This is a genomic window from Streptomyces sp. NPDC048295 (assembly GCF_040652135.1).
Lineage (GTDB): Bacteria > Actinomycetota > Actinomycetes > Streptomycetales > Streptomycetaceae > Streptomyces.
Map to the genome: position 1 here is coordinate 22119 of NZ_JBEZLL010000017.1, position 14853 is coordinate 36971.

At 70.5% G+C, this 14853-nt stretch carries 16 protein-coding genes; 3 read left to right on the plus strand and 13 right to left on the minus strand.

All coding sequences use genetic code 11. The features are described from left to right. Positions 1-215 precede the first annotated feature (215 nt). Positions 216-857 (plus strand): hypothetical protein, encoded by a 642-nt coding sequence (locus tag AB0D53_RS24180; RefSeq protein ID WP_362449905.1) that lies wholly within the window; start codon positions 216-218, stop codon positions 855-857. Positions 858-888: 31 nt separating this feature from the next. Here AB0D53_RS24180 and AB0D53_RS24185 read toward each other — a convergent pair whose 3' ends face one another. The 4 genes from AB0D53_RS24185 to AB0D53_RS24200 form a co-directional block, all read right to left on the minus strand. Continuing rightward, a complete protein-coding gene (locus tag AB0D53_RS24185) occupies positions 889-1122 on the minus strand; it encodes a DUF397 domain-containing protein (RefSeq protein WP_362449907.1) in 234 nt (77 codons plus the stop codon). Beyond that, positions 1115-1306 (minus strand): DUF397 domain-containing protein, encoded by a 192-nt coding sequence (locus AB0D53_RS24190; protein ID WP_362449909.1) that lies wholly within the window; start codon positions 1304-1306, stop codon positions 1115-1117. Before AB0D53_RS24190 ends, AB0D53_RS24185 begins: the two co-directional genes overlap by 8 nt. 103 nt (positions 1307-1409) lie before the next feature. Continuing rightward, complete coding sequence (locus AB0D53_RS24195) at positions 1410-2015, minus strand: hypothetical protein (RefSeq protein ID WP_362449911.1); 606 nt, start codon at positions 2013-2015, stop codon at positions 1410-1412. A gap of 8 nt (positions 2016-2023) precedes the next feature. Continuing rightward, on the minus strand, positions 2024-4120 hold the full coding sequence (locus AB0D53_RS24200; RefSeq protein WP_362449913.1) for a polymorphic toxin-type HINT domain-containing protein: 2097 nt from the start codon (positions 4118-4120) through the stop codon (positions 2024-2026). Between the two features lie 310 nt (positions 4121-4430). Between AB0D53_RS24200 and AB0D53_RS24205 the strand changes: the two genes are divergently transcribed. Next, on the plus strand, positions 4431-5021 hold the full coding sequence (locus AB0D53_RS24205; RefSeq protein WP_362449915.1) for a TetR/AcrR family transcriptional regulator: 591 nt from the start codon (positions 4431-4433) through the stop codon (positions 5019-5021). A 48-nt stretch (positions 5022-5069) separates the two neighbouring features. Here the strand turns inward: AB0D53_RS24205 and AB0D53_RS24210 are convergent, their stop codons facing one another. The 9 genes from AB0D53_RS24210 to AB0D53_RS24250 all read right to left on the minus strand — a co-directional run bounded on the left by AB0D53_RS24210 (position 5070) and on the right by AB0D53_RS24250 (position 13226). Further along, positions 5070-6299: a DUF4185 domain-containing protein gene (locus AB0D53_RS24210; RefSeq protein WP_362449917.1), complete on the minus strand. Its 1230-nt coding sequence runs from the start codon at positions 6297-6299 to the stop codon at positions 5070-5072. Between the two features lie 90 nt (positions 6300-6389). Continuing rightward, positions 6390-7379 carry an esterase family protein gene (locus tag AB0D53_RS24215; RefSeq protein WP_362449919.1) on the minus strand — a complete coding sequence of 330 codons (990 nt, stop codon included), beginning with the start codon at positions 7377-7379 and terminating at the stop codon, positions 6390-6392. Between the two features lie 111 nt (positions 7380-7490). Next, the gene (locus tag AB0D53_RS24220; protein WP_362450241.1) at positions 7491-8486 is read right to left on the minus strand and encodes a hypothetical protein; all 996 of its coding nucleotides are present in this window, start codon (positions 8484-8486) and stop codon (positions 7491-7493) included. A 106-nt stretch (positions 8487-8592) separates the two neighbouring features. Continuing rightward, a complete protein-coding gene (locus AB0D53_RS24225) occupies positions 8593-9066 on the minus strand; it encodes an RICIN domain-containing protein (RefSeq protein WP_362449921.1) in 474 nt (157 codons plus the stop codon). Between the two features lie 114 nt (positions 9067-9180). Then, on the minus strand, positions 9181-10566 hold the full coding sequence (locus AB0D53_RS24230; RefSeq protein WP_362449923.1) for a serine/threonine-protein kinase: 1386 nt from the start codon (positions 10564-10566) through the stop codon (positions 9181-9183). Further along, positions 10535-11380 (minus strand): serine/threonine protein kinase, encoded by an 846-nt coding sequence (locus AB0D53_RS24235; RefSeq protein ID WP_362449925.1) that lies wholly within the window; start codon positions 11378-11380, stop codon positions 10535-10537. Before AB0D53_RS24235 ends, AB0D53_RS24230 begins: the two co-directional genes overlap by 32 nt. Positions 11381-11675: 295 nt before the next feature. After that, positions 11676-11948 carry a hypothetical protein gene (locus AB0D53_RS24240; RefSeq protein ID WP_362449927.1) on the minus strand — a complete coding sequence of 91 codons (273 nt, stop codon included), beginning with the start codon at positions 11946-11948 and terminating at the stop codon, positions 11676-11678. 8 nt (positions 11949-11956) lie between these two features. Then, the gene (locus AB0D53_RS24245) at positions 11957-12226 is read right to left on the minus strand and encodes a hypothetical protein (RefSeq protein ID WP_362449929.1); all 270 of its coding nucleotides are present in this window, start codon (positions 12224-12226) and stop codon (positions 11957-11959) included. Positions 12227-12470: 244 nt separating this feature from the next. Beyond that, positions 12471-13226: a DUF4232 domain-containing protein gene (locus AB0D53_RS24250; protein ID WP_362449931.1), complete on the minus strand. Its 756-nt coding sequence runs from the start codon at positions 13224-13226 to the stop codon at positions 12471-12473. Positions 13227-14604: 1378 nt separating this feature from the next. Between AB0D53_RS24250 and AB0D53_RS24255 the strand changes: the two genes are divergently transcribed. Further along, positions 14605-14760 carry a hypothetical protein gene (locus tag AB0D53_RS24255; protein WP_362449933.1) on the plus strand — a complete coding sequence of 52 codons (156 nt, stop codon included), beginning with the start codon at positions 14605-14607 and terminating at the stop codon, positions 14758-14760. Positions 14761-14853 lie beyond the last annotated feature (93 nt).

Here is a 14853-nt window from a genome sequence, read left to right on the forward strand (position 1 = left end):
GCCCTGACCGGTACCGGGAGAGGTGTTTGCAGCAATGGAAGAATGCAGAGTCGCCGCTGTCCGGGTGCGGGCGGTTGGGCGGTGAGGACTCACCGCGCGAAGGCCCCCGCGCCCCGCGCTGACGCCGGCGCACGAACGGTTCGCACGCACCTGGGCGGAGGTGCTGTAGCTGACGGATGATGGAGCCCGTCCCGTCGGAAGCGAGGCTCAACGCGATGAAGCGCAAGACCAGATTTCTCCTGGCGGGCCTGGCCACCGTCGGTGGCGCCGTCGCGGGAGCGGGCCTGCTGCACAACCGCCGTCCCGGACGCAGGGAACACCTCCACATCACGGTCTTCAGCGAGCCCGGCTACCGGGGCCGTAACAAGAGGCTGACCTGGAGCGGCGGCGAGCGCGAGGTCGTCCCTCTCACCCGGGTACAGCTGCCGTGCATCGGCTCGATCAGGCTGGAGCGGTTCGTGTACCGCTTCCAGGCCGAGGTACAGCCACCGGACATGTACATCCTGCGGCAGGCCCTCATCGAGCGACTGGACCGCACGGACCCGGAGGCCGGCATGTTCGGCTTCATCGCCGTGAACCAGCTCGCCGGCATGTTCTCGGTGGGCCTGTGGGAGCCGGTCCGCGAATCCGAGGCGCGGTCCGGAGTGCGGCTCTGGGCCGGACGCCCCGGCACTCCGCCGTCCGCACACGGCCCTGTGGTCCCTTCCGGCAAGGCTGCGACCTCCGGCGAGGCGGCCGTTCCCGGTGCCCGGCCCTGGCACGACATCCTGGCCGACACGCCCGACCTCGGCTCCTGGAGCACCCGCACCCGCTACCTCGAACTCGGCTACCACGACGGGAGCAGCCCCCACAGCTGAGCGGCCCGCCTGCCCGAACCCCGGGCAGGCCCTAGTCGGCGGGTTCGGCGAAGTGGTCGAACTCGCCCGCCATGACGCCCTTGGTGAAGGCCTCCCATTTCGTGCGGGTGGTCGTGACGATGCTGGTGGGGTCGCCGGTCTCGCGGAGGTAGACGAAGTCGTCCTGCCCGAAGGCGATCTCGATCCAGGGACCGGGGCCCTCCTCGCCCTCGGGGGCGGCGCGCACCCAGGTCAGGTCGGCGGGGATGCCGGGGGTGTCAGTCACGGGTGCGGTGCTCCTTGAGGGTGCGTACGAGGGCGGCCCAGGCGGTGGGGGTGGTGCGGAGTACGGCTCCGGTGGGGTCGCCGCTCTCGGTGAGGCCGATCGTGCCGGCTCCGGCTGCAGCCACGTGCATGCATGCTTCGCCCTGTGCGCAGTAGGACGACTTCTGCCAGATGTGTGCAGACACCTCGGCTCCATTCACAGGTCTCGGGCGATCTTGTGGATGAGTCCTTGGGACTGTAACGAACGGCCCGCGGCCCGAGGCGTGCGCGACAACCGCGGGCCGTGCGCTACCCCGTCACGAGATGTTCCAGCTTGGAAACCAGGAACTCCCCGTAACGGAGGCTCATGCCGATCCTTTCGAGCCTCTCGTATCGGCTCCGGTCGATTTGTTGTCCCTTGCACTCCAGAGCCTGGAGAAGGATTCGGAACGCCAGGTCCGGAGTGCAGCGGTCGGCACACAGGATGAGGTCTGAAGTCAGGTCCTCGCCGAGGTGGTCGGCTTCTTCCCGCAGCTCGCCCACGACGGCGTCCGCGTGGGCGAAGCCCTCCTCCTGATCGGCCTTCCCGAGAGGTACGGTCCTGTTCCGGGAGAGCCATGCATCGCACTCCCGGACGATCAGACGCATCCACAGAGTTCCCGAGGGAACGCGGGAGCCGAAGAAGCCGGGGAATTCCACGCCGGATTCCCACAGTCGCTCCACGGTCCCTGCTGGAAGCCGCTCCATGAGCGAGGCCGCGTCGCGGCGCAGTGACATGACCTGCCTGGGGTCGAGCTCGTCCCACAGCACCGGCCCGAGCGCCTCGGCCTCCGACCCGGCGCAGCTCGTCCAGTCCGCGTGGAACGAGTTCATCAACCACGTGAGACCGAAGTCGTCCTCCGTGAATCGCTGCATGCTCTTGCCTATCTCGGATACGCGGTGAGGACGAAGTATCCGCTCTGATGACCTCTCTGGCGCTGAAGCACCATCGTGTACTGATTGCCGGTCGAAGTGATTCGTCCGTCGGGGTGGGCGGCCCAGCCGATGGAGTTGTTCGCTCCGAAAGATCCCCTGATGGTCAACTGGCGCTCCGTGCCCCTGAGCCAGTTCTTGATCCTCTGCGCGTTCCCGGCGAGTCCGTAGTCCACCACCTGCTGGGCCGTCTGTGCGTCGTGGAACACACCGTTGGGCGCGTTCTTACGAGCGGCAAGTGCGGCCGCCTGCTGCCGGGACACATTGACGTGCTCGTCGAGAGTGTGGGCCAGCCCGGGGAATTTCGCCGCGTCGGCAGCGAGGTTGTTGCAGTTGTGGACGAGGACCGGAGTGGTCCCCGCCAGCACGTAGTACGTGTGGAGGCCGCCGACCGTGAGGTCGTAGGTGCGTCGCGGGCCCCGCTGGCCGAGGACTCCGGCAACCCGGAGCGGGGCTCCTGTGGGGCTGCGGAGCTCGTCGCCGATCCGGATGTCCGCGGCGTCGGCCCACCGCCCGGCGTTGGTGAGCCAGAAGGGGTGGTTGTCGGTTGCGGTGAGGGCGGCGGGGCCCTGGGGGGTGGTGAGGGTGAGGCGGGTGAAGTCCTTGTCGTTGTCGGTGGTGATGGTGTCGGTGACCGGACGCGCGGCGGTGAGGCCCCTGTCGGGGTCGGTGGCGGTCACTCGGTCGCCGGTGCGGATGTCCTCGATGGGCCGGTGCGCTCCGTCGGCGAGGAGGACCTGCGTACCGGACGGGAAGCTGTGGGGTTTGGCGCAGTCGGCGACGCCCCGTTCCCCGTTCACACGGTCGACGAGCGCCTTGGCCTCGACCGCGGCCAGGGCGCTGGCGTCGACGAGGGTGCTGGCGCGGAGCGGGATGCTGTAGTGGACGACCCTGCCGCCACTGGCCCGCGACTGGGCCTCGGCCTGGGACTTGTAGCGGGCGGCCACCGAGGAGTAGACGGAGCCGGCGCCGGGGTTGGAGCACCGCAGGGTGCCGGCGGCGCTGTTACCGGTGAGGCGGAAGGTGCTGCGCGGACTGGTGCACTTGCCCGCCGCTTGTCCGCCGATGGAGAAGGTGGCCGTCAGGATCGCGGAGACCTGCCCCTTGCTGACGCGTTCATCCCGGGCCTTGGAAGTGACCTCGCCGGTGAACTTCTGGGTGACCGAGCATCCCGACGAGCTGCAGCTGATGTCTCCCGAGCCGTCGATGGTGAAGTTGATGCCGCGGTCGCCCGCGTTCTTGAGCTGCTTGGTGTAGTCCAGCAAGGTGTCGAACATCGCGTCGACGGCGTCCCCGATGACCGGGGTGAAGTCCATTCCCTCGGGGTTGCCGACCGTGAGCGGCCCGGTGGTCACCTCCGGGATCGTCTCCGGCGCCTCCCCCTTCTTGAGCCGCTCGGCGAACTCGTGGAAGTCATAAGGCTCCAGGCGGAGAACCCGGTGGGGCTTCTGCTCGGTCACCAGCAGCCGGCCGGCCGATGTGTCGATGCCGAGGGCGGGTGTCCCGTGCACGCTGAGAGGCTTCTCGTCCGCGCGTTTCGCCGGGGGCGGAGCCTTCTCCAGGTCGTCGAGGGCCTTGGTGAGGACGCCCGCCAACTCGGGCGGCGGCAGGGTCCGTCGGAGCGCTTCCTGTACGAGCGAGTCCTTGTCCTCGTGCTCGGCCATCCACTTACCGGGCTTGTCCGACGCGGCGCCCGGTGGTGGCGCGGGGTCCTGGGACCACCGCATGAAGGTCTTGCCGCCGACGTTCAGCAGCCCCTGCTCAAGTTTCTTCCCGCCGGAGGTGGTCGTGCCGTACTTGCTTCCGCCGGCGGTGACCGTGATCTCGTTCTCGGTGACGCCGAAGGCGGAAGTGTCCTGGTACCGCAGCCCCTGCGCGACGCCGAGTTCCTCGACCGCCTGCCGGAACGGCTGGAGGTTCGCCTTCGCCACCGCCTTGCCGTCGTCGGACCCGACCGTGCCGGTCACCGCCAGCAGCGTTCCGGCCACCAGCGCCAGGACCAGAACCCCGACCCCGCCGAAGAGCCACAGTCTTTGGCGCCCCGTCATGCGTTGCCACCAGGGAGCCCCGGTGCCGGGCAGCGGAACCGGCATCGGTGGGTACGCGGGCGGCGGGGGTGGGAAGGGCGGCTCACTTGGCTGCCGGCCCCGGGAATCACTCGGTTCGGTCATGCCGTCTCCCTCGACGACTCGGTGCGCACGGCCACGGCGCCAATACCTGACACGAGATCAGTTTGGTTGTCGTGAACCGGAAGTGGAGTGGTTTTCTGGAAAAAATTCCAGAATCCTTCGCCTACACTGGCGGTGGAATGGGCCGAGAAGTCCTCCGTGTTCAGATCAGACCGAGGACGTCCGCTCGATGAGTCCGAAACAGCAGCGCGGGGAAGCCACCGCCGAGCAGGTCCTGGACTCCGCACTGGGTATCTACGCCGTGTCCGGTGAGGCCGGCCTCACCGTCGGCGCGATCACCAGGGCCAGCAGGGTCAGCGCCGGAAGCGTCTACCACCATTTCGGCAGCCTTCAGGGTGTGCACAACGCCCTCGCCCTGCGCTGTCTGGGCAGACTTCTGGACGCGGTCGTCGCGGATCTGGGACGCACCACGGATGCCCGCTCCGGGGTCCGGGCGATCGTCCGGACCTACCTGGACTTCGTGCAGACCCGCCCGGACGAAGCCCGGCTCCTGCATTCCGCCACCGCCGACCACGAGTCCATGGCGCAGGCCGGGCGGATCCGCGACTCCCAGGAAGCGCGGCTGGCACCCCTCGCGCTCTGGGTGCGAGGGCGCCGGGAGGCCGGTGAGATCACCTCGCTCCCGGCGCCCGTGATCGAAGCGCTCGTCCTCGGCCCGGTCATCGCCGTGGCCCGGCGGTGGCTGTCCGTCGGGGACGTGGACATGAAGGAAGCCGCCCGGGTCCTGCCCGATCGCATCTGGTGTTCGATCAGCCCCTGACCGGGTGGTGGCGGCCGTGGCTCCCGGAGCGGGGGCCGCCGTGAGACGTCAGGGCTGGATGCCGTCGTACTGGAGGACGCGGTAGGGCGTCTTCCCCTGGTTGACCGACTGCCACTGCGAGGCGATCAGGGTCAGGGACGTGGCGCTCGCGCTGCCGGGGTGGATGTATCCGCCGTAGAGGAACGGAAGTTGGGGCTTGCCCCAGTGGTGCGGCGGCAGGCCGTCGCCGACGATCTGGGGCTTGGGAGCGGTCCAGACGGCGTCCGGGCGGGGCGCGGTGCGGGTGCAGATCGCGTAGTCGTCCACGTCGAAGTAGCTCATGCAGTACGTGCCGCCGATCCGCTTGACGGAGAACTCCCCGATCCTGTTCCCGGACAGCATGACCGACGGCCCCACCGCCCGCGTCCACTGCCAACGGCCGTCCAGGTAGGCCCAGTTCTCCTGCGCTCCGAAGTTGCCCGCGCGGAACTCGTCAGGCTGGATGCGGAACAGCTGGATCGCGCCGCCGTCGGCGGTGTTGGAGTGTGTGCCGTTCCAGCGCTTGGAGAAGATGTACAGCCAGCCGTCGGGGTCGATGCCCGCGAACGACCACATCCCGTACATGGACTGGTTCGTCCCCTGGGTGTCGCCGGCCCAGTGGTACGGGTAGTCCTGCCAGGTCACGCCGTAGTCGTCGGAGTACGCGACCCCCGACATCAGCGAGCCGTCGTACCCGGCGGGGATGTTGTCCCACAGGGCCACCGAGGTGTACTGGATGTAGGTGCGTCCGCCGAACTCGATGCAGTCGTTGGGGATGCGGGAGATCTCGAAGCCGTGGCCGTTGTCCGCCCGGTGCGCGTAGTCGAAGCACTGGTTGGCGGCACCGCCGGTGGGCATCGCCCAGGAGAACGAGATCGGGGTCGCGCCGGAGGCGTCGAAGTCCGCCTGGTTCAGGATCACCGGAGATCCCAGGTAGGGGTCGGCCTGGGCGATCCCGCCGAACGCGTCGCCGAACACATAGCCCCAGGTGTTGTCGTGCTCCCGGTAGTACGGGATGGCCAGGTCACCGGAGCCGAGGCCCTGCGCGCTCGCCGAGTCGCCGGGCTGCTCGCACAGCGGGGTGCCGGTCTGGAGCAGTCGCGCGGTGGGGCGCCCGGCTGCCGCCCGGCCCGACCGCTCGTCGGCGGCCGCACCGCTTGCGGCGCCCAGCAGGCCGGCGCCCAGGGCGAAGCCCATGCCTGCCTTGAGCGCCGAGCGCCGGGTGGCGGCGCGGCGCTCCGGCTGCGAGGGGGTGGACATGGTCGGATCCTCCGTGTGTCTGGGAGCGGTGGGGGATGCGGGTGGGGATGCGGGTGGGAGTGGGGTACGGGGTCGGGGTACGGCGCCTGGTCACGCCTTGCGGAGGCGGGCGATGACACCGTCGAGGTCGCGCTGGAACAGATCGGGGCGCACGAAGTGCCCGCCGGGCACCTCGTGCCACTCGTGCGGGATGCCCGCCGCGCCGAGCCGGTCCCGGAACTCCCGCTGTCCGGCGAGCACCTGGGTCTCGTTGACCGTGTCGAACCAGTTGACCGGGTCGGGACTCGTACCGGCGACCAGGAAGACCCGCTTGTTCCGGTAGCTCTCGATGCGCTCGACCGGGTTGTCGGCGGTGACCCTCGCCTCGTCCCACAGCGGCGCCCCGTAGACCGTGCCGCCGCCCAGATCCAGGGCCGCGGAGGACGCGTTGGCCCAGTGAGCGACCAGGCCGAAGTCGCGGCGCAGGCTGGCCGGGCCGGAGTGGGCGCTCACCGAGGCGAAGTGGCCGTAGTACTTCGCCGCGTACTTCAGCGCGCCGAAGCCGCCCATCGAGAACCCGGCGACGGCGCGGCCGTCGTACTCGGCGTACGTACGGAAGTTCGCGTCGATCCACGGGACCAGCTGGGCGATGTGGAAGGTCTCCCAGTTCCGGGGGCCGGTGTTGGAGCTGACCGGGTTGGAGTACCAGCCCGCGTGGCCGCCGTCGGGCATCACGACGATGACCGGCTTGCCGGCGGTCCAGGCGCGGATGCCCAGGCGGTCGAAGGTGATGAAGTCCTGGTCCGTGCCGCCGCCGTGGAACACGTAGAGCACCGGGTAGGTGCGGCCGCTGGTGGCGTAGTCGTCGGGGAGCAGGACGTTGACGCCGGGGTTCCAGCCGATCGCGTCGGTCTGGAACCGGTAGTACTTCATGCGGGGATCGCTCTCGTTGCGGTCCACGATGTGCAGCCCGAAGCCGTCGCCGGCGGCGCTCGCCGCCGTGGCCGTCGCGAGGACGCCACCGGCGCCCAGCGCCAGTGCGGCGGAGAGGCCGCCCGCGGTCTTGAGGACGTTCCTGCGGGTGGGACGGTGCTGGCTCAACACGACCTCCTGGTCGGAAGTGGCAGTGGGGAGGGGAGTCACCGGCTGTGGGGATCACCGGCCTCCGGTGAATCGCTGGTCGTCGGTGATTCGCCGGTTGTCGGGGAATCGCTAGTTGTCGGTGATCCAGGTGCCGCGGTCGGCGTTCCAGTGGATGGTGGCCTTCTGGAATTTCTGGGCCTTGCCGCCGCCTGTTTCGTCGGTTTCGTCGGTGAGGGGGTAGCCGAGTGCGGTTTCGTGTCCGGCGGCGTGGAAGGCGTCGTAGATGGCGCCGTGGACGGTGTGTGCTCCGGTCTGGGGGGACCAGAGGAAGAGGCCGTGTTCGAAGAACTGGTAGCGGCCGCGGGTTCCGTCGGGTGCCTGTGCGGCGTCGGCTTCGTCGGTGGTGGGGAAGCCCCAGCGGCGTTCGGCGTCCGTGTCCCAGAACTTGGTGAGGATGTCGCCGTAGATCGCGTGGGCCTCGTCCGGGTGCCAGAGGATGATCCCGTTGCGGAAGAGCTGGAACCGTCCGCCGAGCGAGGAGTTCTCCTCGGCGCGGACCGGCGGGCCGAGCGGACCGCCGGGGCCGCCCAGGGCGGCGTACTTCGTCCCGATCGTCCCGTACGGCTGGAACGCCTCGGCCATCAGCTCCCGCGCGTAGCCCTCCGCCTGGGGGTAGCGCTCCGGGTAGGCGGAGCGCTGGACGGCCTGGGCCAGTTCGCCCGCGGTGTCCCAGTCGGGCTCCATCTGCTGGGCGACCTCGAAGAACTTGTTCGCCGCGAAGTCGACGTCGAGGCACTGGGCGGGTTCGCACCAGCCCATCGAGGGCCGCTGCTGGAAGACGCCGAGCGAGTCCCGGTCCCCGCACGCCAGGTTGTTCATGCGGGACTCGACCCAGCCCGTCTCGAAGCCGGCGAGCATCACCTTGTCGGACACGCCGCGGCGCTGCCCGACCTCGTACACCTTGCGGGTCACGGCGATGTCCCGGTCCGGCGGGATGTCGCAGAACAGGGTGGCCGGGGCGGAGTTCCCGAGCGGGCCCGGCACGTCGCCGGCGCCCTTGGCGAAGGCAGGGTTGCCGAGGCCGGTCACGGTCACCACGACCAGCAGGACCGCTGATCTCCACATCGCACGTCGTCGTTCGGTCGAGCCACGCACCTGACTGCTCCTTCGCGTCGCAATAGCCTTGCGGGAAAGGGGTGATCGGGGAGTCCGCGTCGCGGGGACGCGGGTATCAGAACCAGCTCTGGTACGGGGTGTCGTTGCAGGGCCAGGTGCGGAAGCCCAGGGAGCTGTCGTCGATGCACCGCAGGGTCGCCTGGTTCTGGAAGCGGACGGTGCCGTCGTCCCAGACCTTGATCCACCAGCTCTGCTCCGGGCCGGAGCCGCAGGTGCCGACGGTGCGGAACCCGTTGTCGCTGTCCTCGACGCAGCGGTTCGTGTTGACGTTGCGCAGCTGGCGCGTTCCGTCGGCCCAGACCTTCACGTCCCACAGCTGTGGATTGCTGCCGTTGCAGCTCCAGGTGCGGAAGCCGTTGTCGGTGTCGTCCATGCAACGGCCCGTGGCCTGATTGCGGAAGCTCTGGGTGGCGTCGGCGACCCGTGCGGGGGACGCGGAGCCGTTCTCGGCGGCCAGGGCGCCGGGCGGCGCGGCCAGGGAGGCGAGGACGAAGACCCCGCCGAGCAGGAGCGAGCGCGTGCCGCGCATGGGCTGTTCCCTCTTCCTTCACGGTGGCTGTGGGTCCGCAAGGTAGCCGTCGGGCCGCCGGGCAGGACATCCGGAACGATCCGGAGTGACAGCCCGCGACGCGAGGACCGACACTCAATGAACGGGCGTGGGCCGAGGGCAGTCGGGAACCCGGGGGTGGTCCGCGGTGCGCACGGCGGGCAGCCAGGCCGAGGAGGCGGCGGAGCCCGCCGGCAGCCGGACGCGGTACCACTCCGTGGAACTGGCGTCCGACTCGTCGATGATGGGCACCCCCTGGGGGAGGCGGCAGTCGACGGCGAGGACGTCACCGTGCCACACCCGTGACGGTACGACGTTGTCGACGGTGTACGGCCGGAGCGGGTCGATCGCCAGGCCGAGACTGCACTGCGGGCTGCGGTCCGTACGTTCCCGGCAGACGTCGTCGGCGTTGAACACCTTGAGCCACCCCGGTGGTTCGTCCCTGGCGCCGGACGCGGTGCCGCCGGCCACCTGCGACCAGACCGTCGCGGCGACCGCGCACACCGCGACCGTCACCAGGGCGGCGCGCATCCCCCACCGGCGGGGTGCCGGGCGGGGCGGCGACGACCGTGCGGTGATGCGCGCCAGGAGGCTCTCGGCGCTGTGCGCGGCGCGGTCGGCATGGGTCGGGGCCAGGCAGTCCATGGCCAGGGCGCGCCAGAACGGCGGCACCGCGCCGTCGATCCGCAGCGGCGCGCGCCCGGCGGCGTACTCCTGTACCGCCGCGCCGCGCGCCACCGGTGTCGCACCGGGGAACGGCGAGGCGCCGGAGGCGAACACCTCGTGGACCATGATGCCCAGGGCCCAGATGTCGGCGCTGGGCCGGATCTCCACGCCGTGCTCGCCGAGCGGGGCCTGCCAGCGCTCGGGCGGGAGGTAGTCCAGGGTGCCCATCGGCGGGGCGTACCCATGGGTGCCGTCGGTGCCGGTCAGTTCGGTGGCGAGCCCGAAGTCCGAGAGCTTGAGCGCACCGTCGGCCATCAGCAGGATGTTCTCCGGCTTGAGGTCGCCGTGCACCCAGCCGCTGCCGTGCAGATGGACCAGGCCCTCGCAGATCCCGGCGAACAGCCGGGGCACGTCCGCCTCCGCGGCCCCGGCGTCGAACAGGTCCCGCAGACTGCGCTCGGCCCGCTCCATCACCAGCACGATCGCACCGTCCAGGAACGCCCGGTCCGGATCGCTGACCACGGCGGAGTCCAGCAGGCGGATCAGCCTGGGGTGGCCGGCCCGGCGGTCCAGTTCGACCTCCCGCCGGGCGGTCTCCGCGACCTTCCGGGCCTGGCGCGGTGCGAGCCCCGAGGTCGGCAGGATCTTCAGCGCGACCTCCGCCGGTCCCTTCGCCGGGTCTGCCGGGCGGCCCGCGTACACCGTCGCCCAGCCGCCGGACGCGATCGGCCCGGTGACCTCCCAGCCGCCGATCCGGTAGCCGTGCGGCAGCGGCTCCGTACGGTCACTTCCCGATGTGTCGCCCCGGCCGCGCACCGTCCCCCCCTCCGGTCCGGTCCGTCTCCCGGTCCCCGGGGCCCGTGACGGCCCGGGGCGGCAGCAGCGCCAGATGCTCCTCCCGTACGAGACCGAACCGCAGCGCGGTCCCGACCAGGGCCTCCCGCTTCCCGTTGCGGCGCGCTCCGCCGCATCCGTGCTCGGGCGGAGCGCTGATTCGCATCTTCTCCTCGGCGAGGTAGTCGATGTGCGAGCTGACCGCCCGGGCCTTCAGCCCGCCGCACGCGGCGTGTCCCCCGAGCCGTTCGACGATCTGCGGGGTGGTCGGCACCGCGACCGGCGACTCGTCGCGCAGCCGCGGCTCGCAGAGCGCGACCAGGACCAGGAAGTAGAGCGCGGTCTCGTCCAGTGAGTACGCCATGACGGTGCGGCTGCCCCACTGGCCCGCCATACCGTCGGGATCCAGATAGACGTGGTCGGGCGCGAACACCTGGAAGGCGACGGTGGTGCCGCGGCGGGCGGGCAGCACGACCCGGGAGAACTCGAAGGGGATGGGGGCGCCGGCCCGCCGGGGCGGGACCCGCAGATACTCTCCCGCCCCCTCCGGGTTCTCCACCAGGTAGCTCTGGGTCGCGCTGTGGTTGCTGAGCTGCCAGTGGTCGTCGGTCACCCGGATCTCGCCGGCCAGCCGGGAGACGGCCTCGTCGTCGAGGCGCAGCTCCACCGGGACCGTCGCCGAGCCCCGCCCGAAACGCGCCACTTCCCCCGGGCCGAGCCTCAGGGTCACCGGGGCACCGCCCGGCGGCCCCGCGACACCGCCCATTCGTGGCAGATGGACAACAATGCCGCTCACTGCCCTCACCTCGTCCCCCGTGGCAACGACTACCGCACCGGTCGAACGTTACCCATCCCGGAGGGCGCTCCCCGTCCGGATTCTGGTCGTTTTCGGACTGTCGTCAGGTCGTCCGCGGCGGTGCGGAGCTGATTCCGGACCGGTCGTCAGGGGGTGCGCGCGCCGGGCGCCCAGCTTCGGGTTCTTGTGCGGTGGGGACAGTGCGGGACGGTGCCGGCGGGGGCGCAACCCGGCGCACGAGAGGGGGCATTCGGCCCGGAGCGCAAGGTTGCCTGCTGCGACGAACTGGCTCGATTTAGCGCCCGTGCGGTGTACGCGGTGTACGCGGTGCAAGCGGTGCAAGCGGTGTACGGGGCCTGCGGGCGACTCCGGTGGCCGCGTGGCGGCGGCGACGGTAGTAGGAGACGGCGACTGCGGCGACCAGCGGCCCCCAGAGAACGAGCGGCTGGTGGAGGATGCCGACGAGTACGTGGCCGGTGTGTGTCATGTCCTCGTGCGGGAACGTCCACCACCACGGCATCGGGGCCCACAGGGCGGTGAGGACGACGGAGCCGAGGAGGGCCGGCACGACGGCGGTCAGCGGACGGTGCGCCCGCCGATGCGCGGTATCCGGCGCGGCAGCACTTCGCCCCGGGGACGTACCAGGCCGATGGTCAGGAGGGCCACCAACTCGCAGGCCACGCTCAGAAACAGCATCCACGCCTTCGCGCCCGGGGTCTCGAAGCCCGCGAACCCCTCGGCGGTGCAGCCGGACGGGAATCCGAGGACGAGCGCGATGCGCCACAGGCCGGTCGGCAGCACGACGAGGGCGGTGAGTTGGGCGGCCCCGACCGCCCAACGAGGCACGGGAGGAGCGGAGTCGGCATGGGGATCGGCCGGCCGGTGCGGTCCGCTTGGTTTCCATGGCAACGGCGTGTCGTGCCGCCCGGCGCCGTTCGTCGTCCCCCGAGGCGGTTCCGTGCTTCCAGGAGGAGGACGTGGGGCGGGGTCTTCTCCTCCGCGCGGCGTAGGAGGCCGCCGCCCACGGTCGACGCGAAGAGCCCGGATCACGTCGGATCCGGGCCCTCGGGTGTCGGGTGGTTCAGGGAGGTCAGGACTTGCCCGCCGACTGCATGGAGGCCACGGCTTCGGCGACCGTGCCCCGGTACAGGCCGAGCTTCGCGTCGCCCACCTTGACGTCGGGGCCGAGCGGGAAGTTCTGCGTCTCCGCGTTGGCCATGTGGTCGCCGTCGGGCAGCACGTTCATCTCGTCGACCCAGGTCACGCCGTTCTTGCCGCCCGGGTTGAGGTCGATCACCGCGATGGCGGCCGTCTTCGGCTTGACCGGGTACGCGGGCGCGCCGCCCAGGCCGCCGGGGACCGCCGGGATGATGTCACCGCTGTGGTCCGAGGCCTTCGCGGCGCCCAGGCTGACCCGCGGGAAGTAGCTCAGGCCGCAGGAGTTCGCGCCGGTGTTGTTGATCTCGATCACGTGCTGGGTGGCCGAGCCCTCGCGGGGGTACACGCGCACCGAGAGGTCCGAGCTCTTGCACGGGTGCTTGTAGGCGTAGCTGTCGCTGGTGTTGCCGCCCGCGTTCGCGGTGCCGCCGGACGTGCCCGTCTTCGAGGTGCCCGCCTTGGTGGCTCCGGTGTTCTGCGCGGCGGTGCCGGACTTCGAGCCGTCCGTGGTCTTCGAGGCGTCGGTGGACTTGGAGTCGGTTGATGCGGCGGCCGATGCGGCGTCGCCCGCCGGGCCGGCGGACTTCGTGCCGGTGTCGTCACCGCCGCAGGCGGTGAGGGACAGGGCGAGCACCGCGGTGACGGCGCCGAGAGCAGCGGTGTGCTTGCGGGTGCGGAGCTTACGCATGAGTTTCTCCCAGGATGAGGGTGAGGAAAGGCCCGGATCCTGCGGCGAGCCGCTCTCTCTGACCTCTTGACATCCAAAGCATCCTGTGGATCGCTCACGTTCCGCTGATGCCTCACTGACGTCCTGCTGACGTCCTCGAAATGCCCCTCCAACGGACTCGTGGGAGGGCCGCGTGCGGTCTGCCGCCCGGTGGACGGCAGGGTGGCGGGCGGGGCGTCGCACAGGGAAAGGCCCTGGCGGGCGGTGTGTGACGCCTGCCGGACTCCGGGCATGACTCATGGATTCGAGATCCGTCCCGCCCGTTGAGTGCCCCGGCGGGGCGCGGGGCGCTCACTCCCGGACTCCCGCTTCGAGGCCGCCGCGTACGACGCCGGGATCGCGTGCGCCGGTCACGACCACTCGTGGACGTGACCGGCCCGCAGGACCGCGCGGATCGTCGCGGCGGGCCTGCGGGCGACCGGCCGGATCCGCTGACCCGCTGGGACGCGGAGCCGGGCTGGGCCGGCACCGATTTTCGAGACCGGGACGTCCCCGCCGTATCCCTCCGGTACCGCCCGGCGCCGACCGCCGGGCAGAGCAGCGACAACACCCCCTGACAGCACGGCATGCGGCGTGTCGCGGGCCCCGGATTTAGCACAGCGCCGCTCCGCGATCAAGGAAGGGGGGGTGCGATGGCAGAGGTGGGACGGCCCGGGGACCGGCAGCGGCTGAACGACCTGGCGGGCGGCGGCGGGGACGTGCTGAAGCACAGCGACGGTGCGTGGCTGCGGGCCGCCGGCGGGGCGGAGGACATGTGCACACACCTCGGCCCGGTGAAGTCGGAACTGGAGACCGCGCACGCGGGCCTCCTAGCCGGGACTGGTGGGCTGACCGCGCCGGCGGAGCTGGGCGCCGTACGGGAGTCGTGGACGCGGAGGTTCGAGGCGGCGCGCGGGGAGTGCCGGAGATCTCGATCAAGGAGTATCGGTGAAGTGGCTTCAGTGTGTTGTGGTGGCGATATTGATCGGCGGGGATTCCGGCTGTGAAAGCGATCGGGGCTTGAATGGTAGGGGTTCGGTGAGCAGAGGCAGCTTGCAGGCTGCCGCGGAGAAGGCGGATGCAATTGTGTTTGACGCGATTTCATCTGTGCAGCCCACGTTGGAGTGGGTGCATGACGTGTCTTCGGGCGGCAGGCGCGATTCGTACTCGATCGATGGTCGGGAGGCAGGGTCGGTAACGCGTCGTGCCGCGGTGATGACCAGCGTTTTCGGAGGGCAGGCGGGGCAGTCTGCTATGTGTGGTCGAGCGGGCCTGGAAGAGGAGTGGGTACACCATTACCGGCGTGGACCGCGACAGAACCATGCCGGCGCTCTGTGTGCGAAGTTCTGAAGGATTTCGGGTGAGTCTGTCCGTGGGCTACAAGGGGCGATTTCATGTCAGTGTGACCACTCCCTGCTTCATCGCGGAGGAGGTCGGTCCCCCGCAGGCCCGGGCCAACGGCCAACCCTTCGCAGGGGAGTTGGTGCCTGTCCCCGACATCCACTCCGGCTTCTAGTCGGCCGCAGCCTCCTGACGCATCGTCATCGCCCTCAATGACCCGTAACAGGGCGATCGGTGGGGGTAAAGGGGCTGGTGGGGCAGGGCCCGG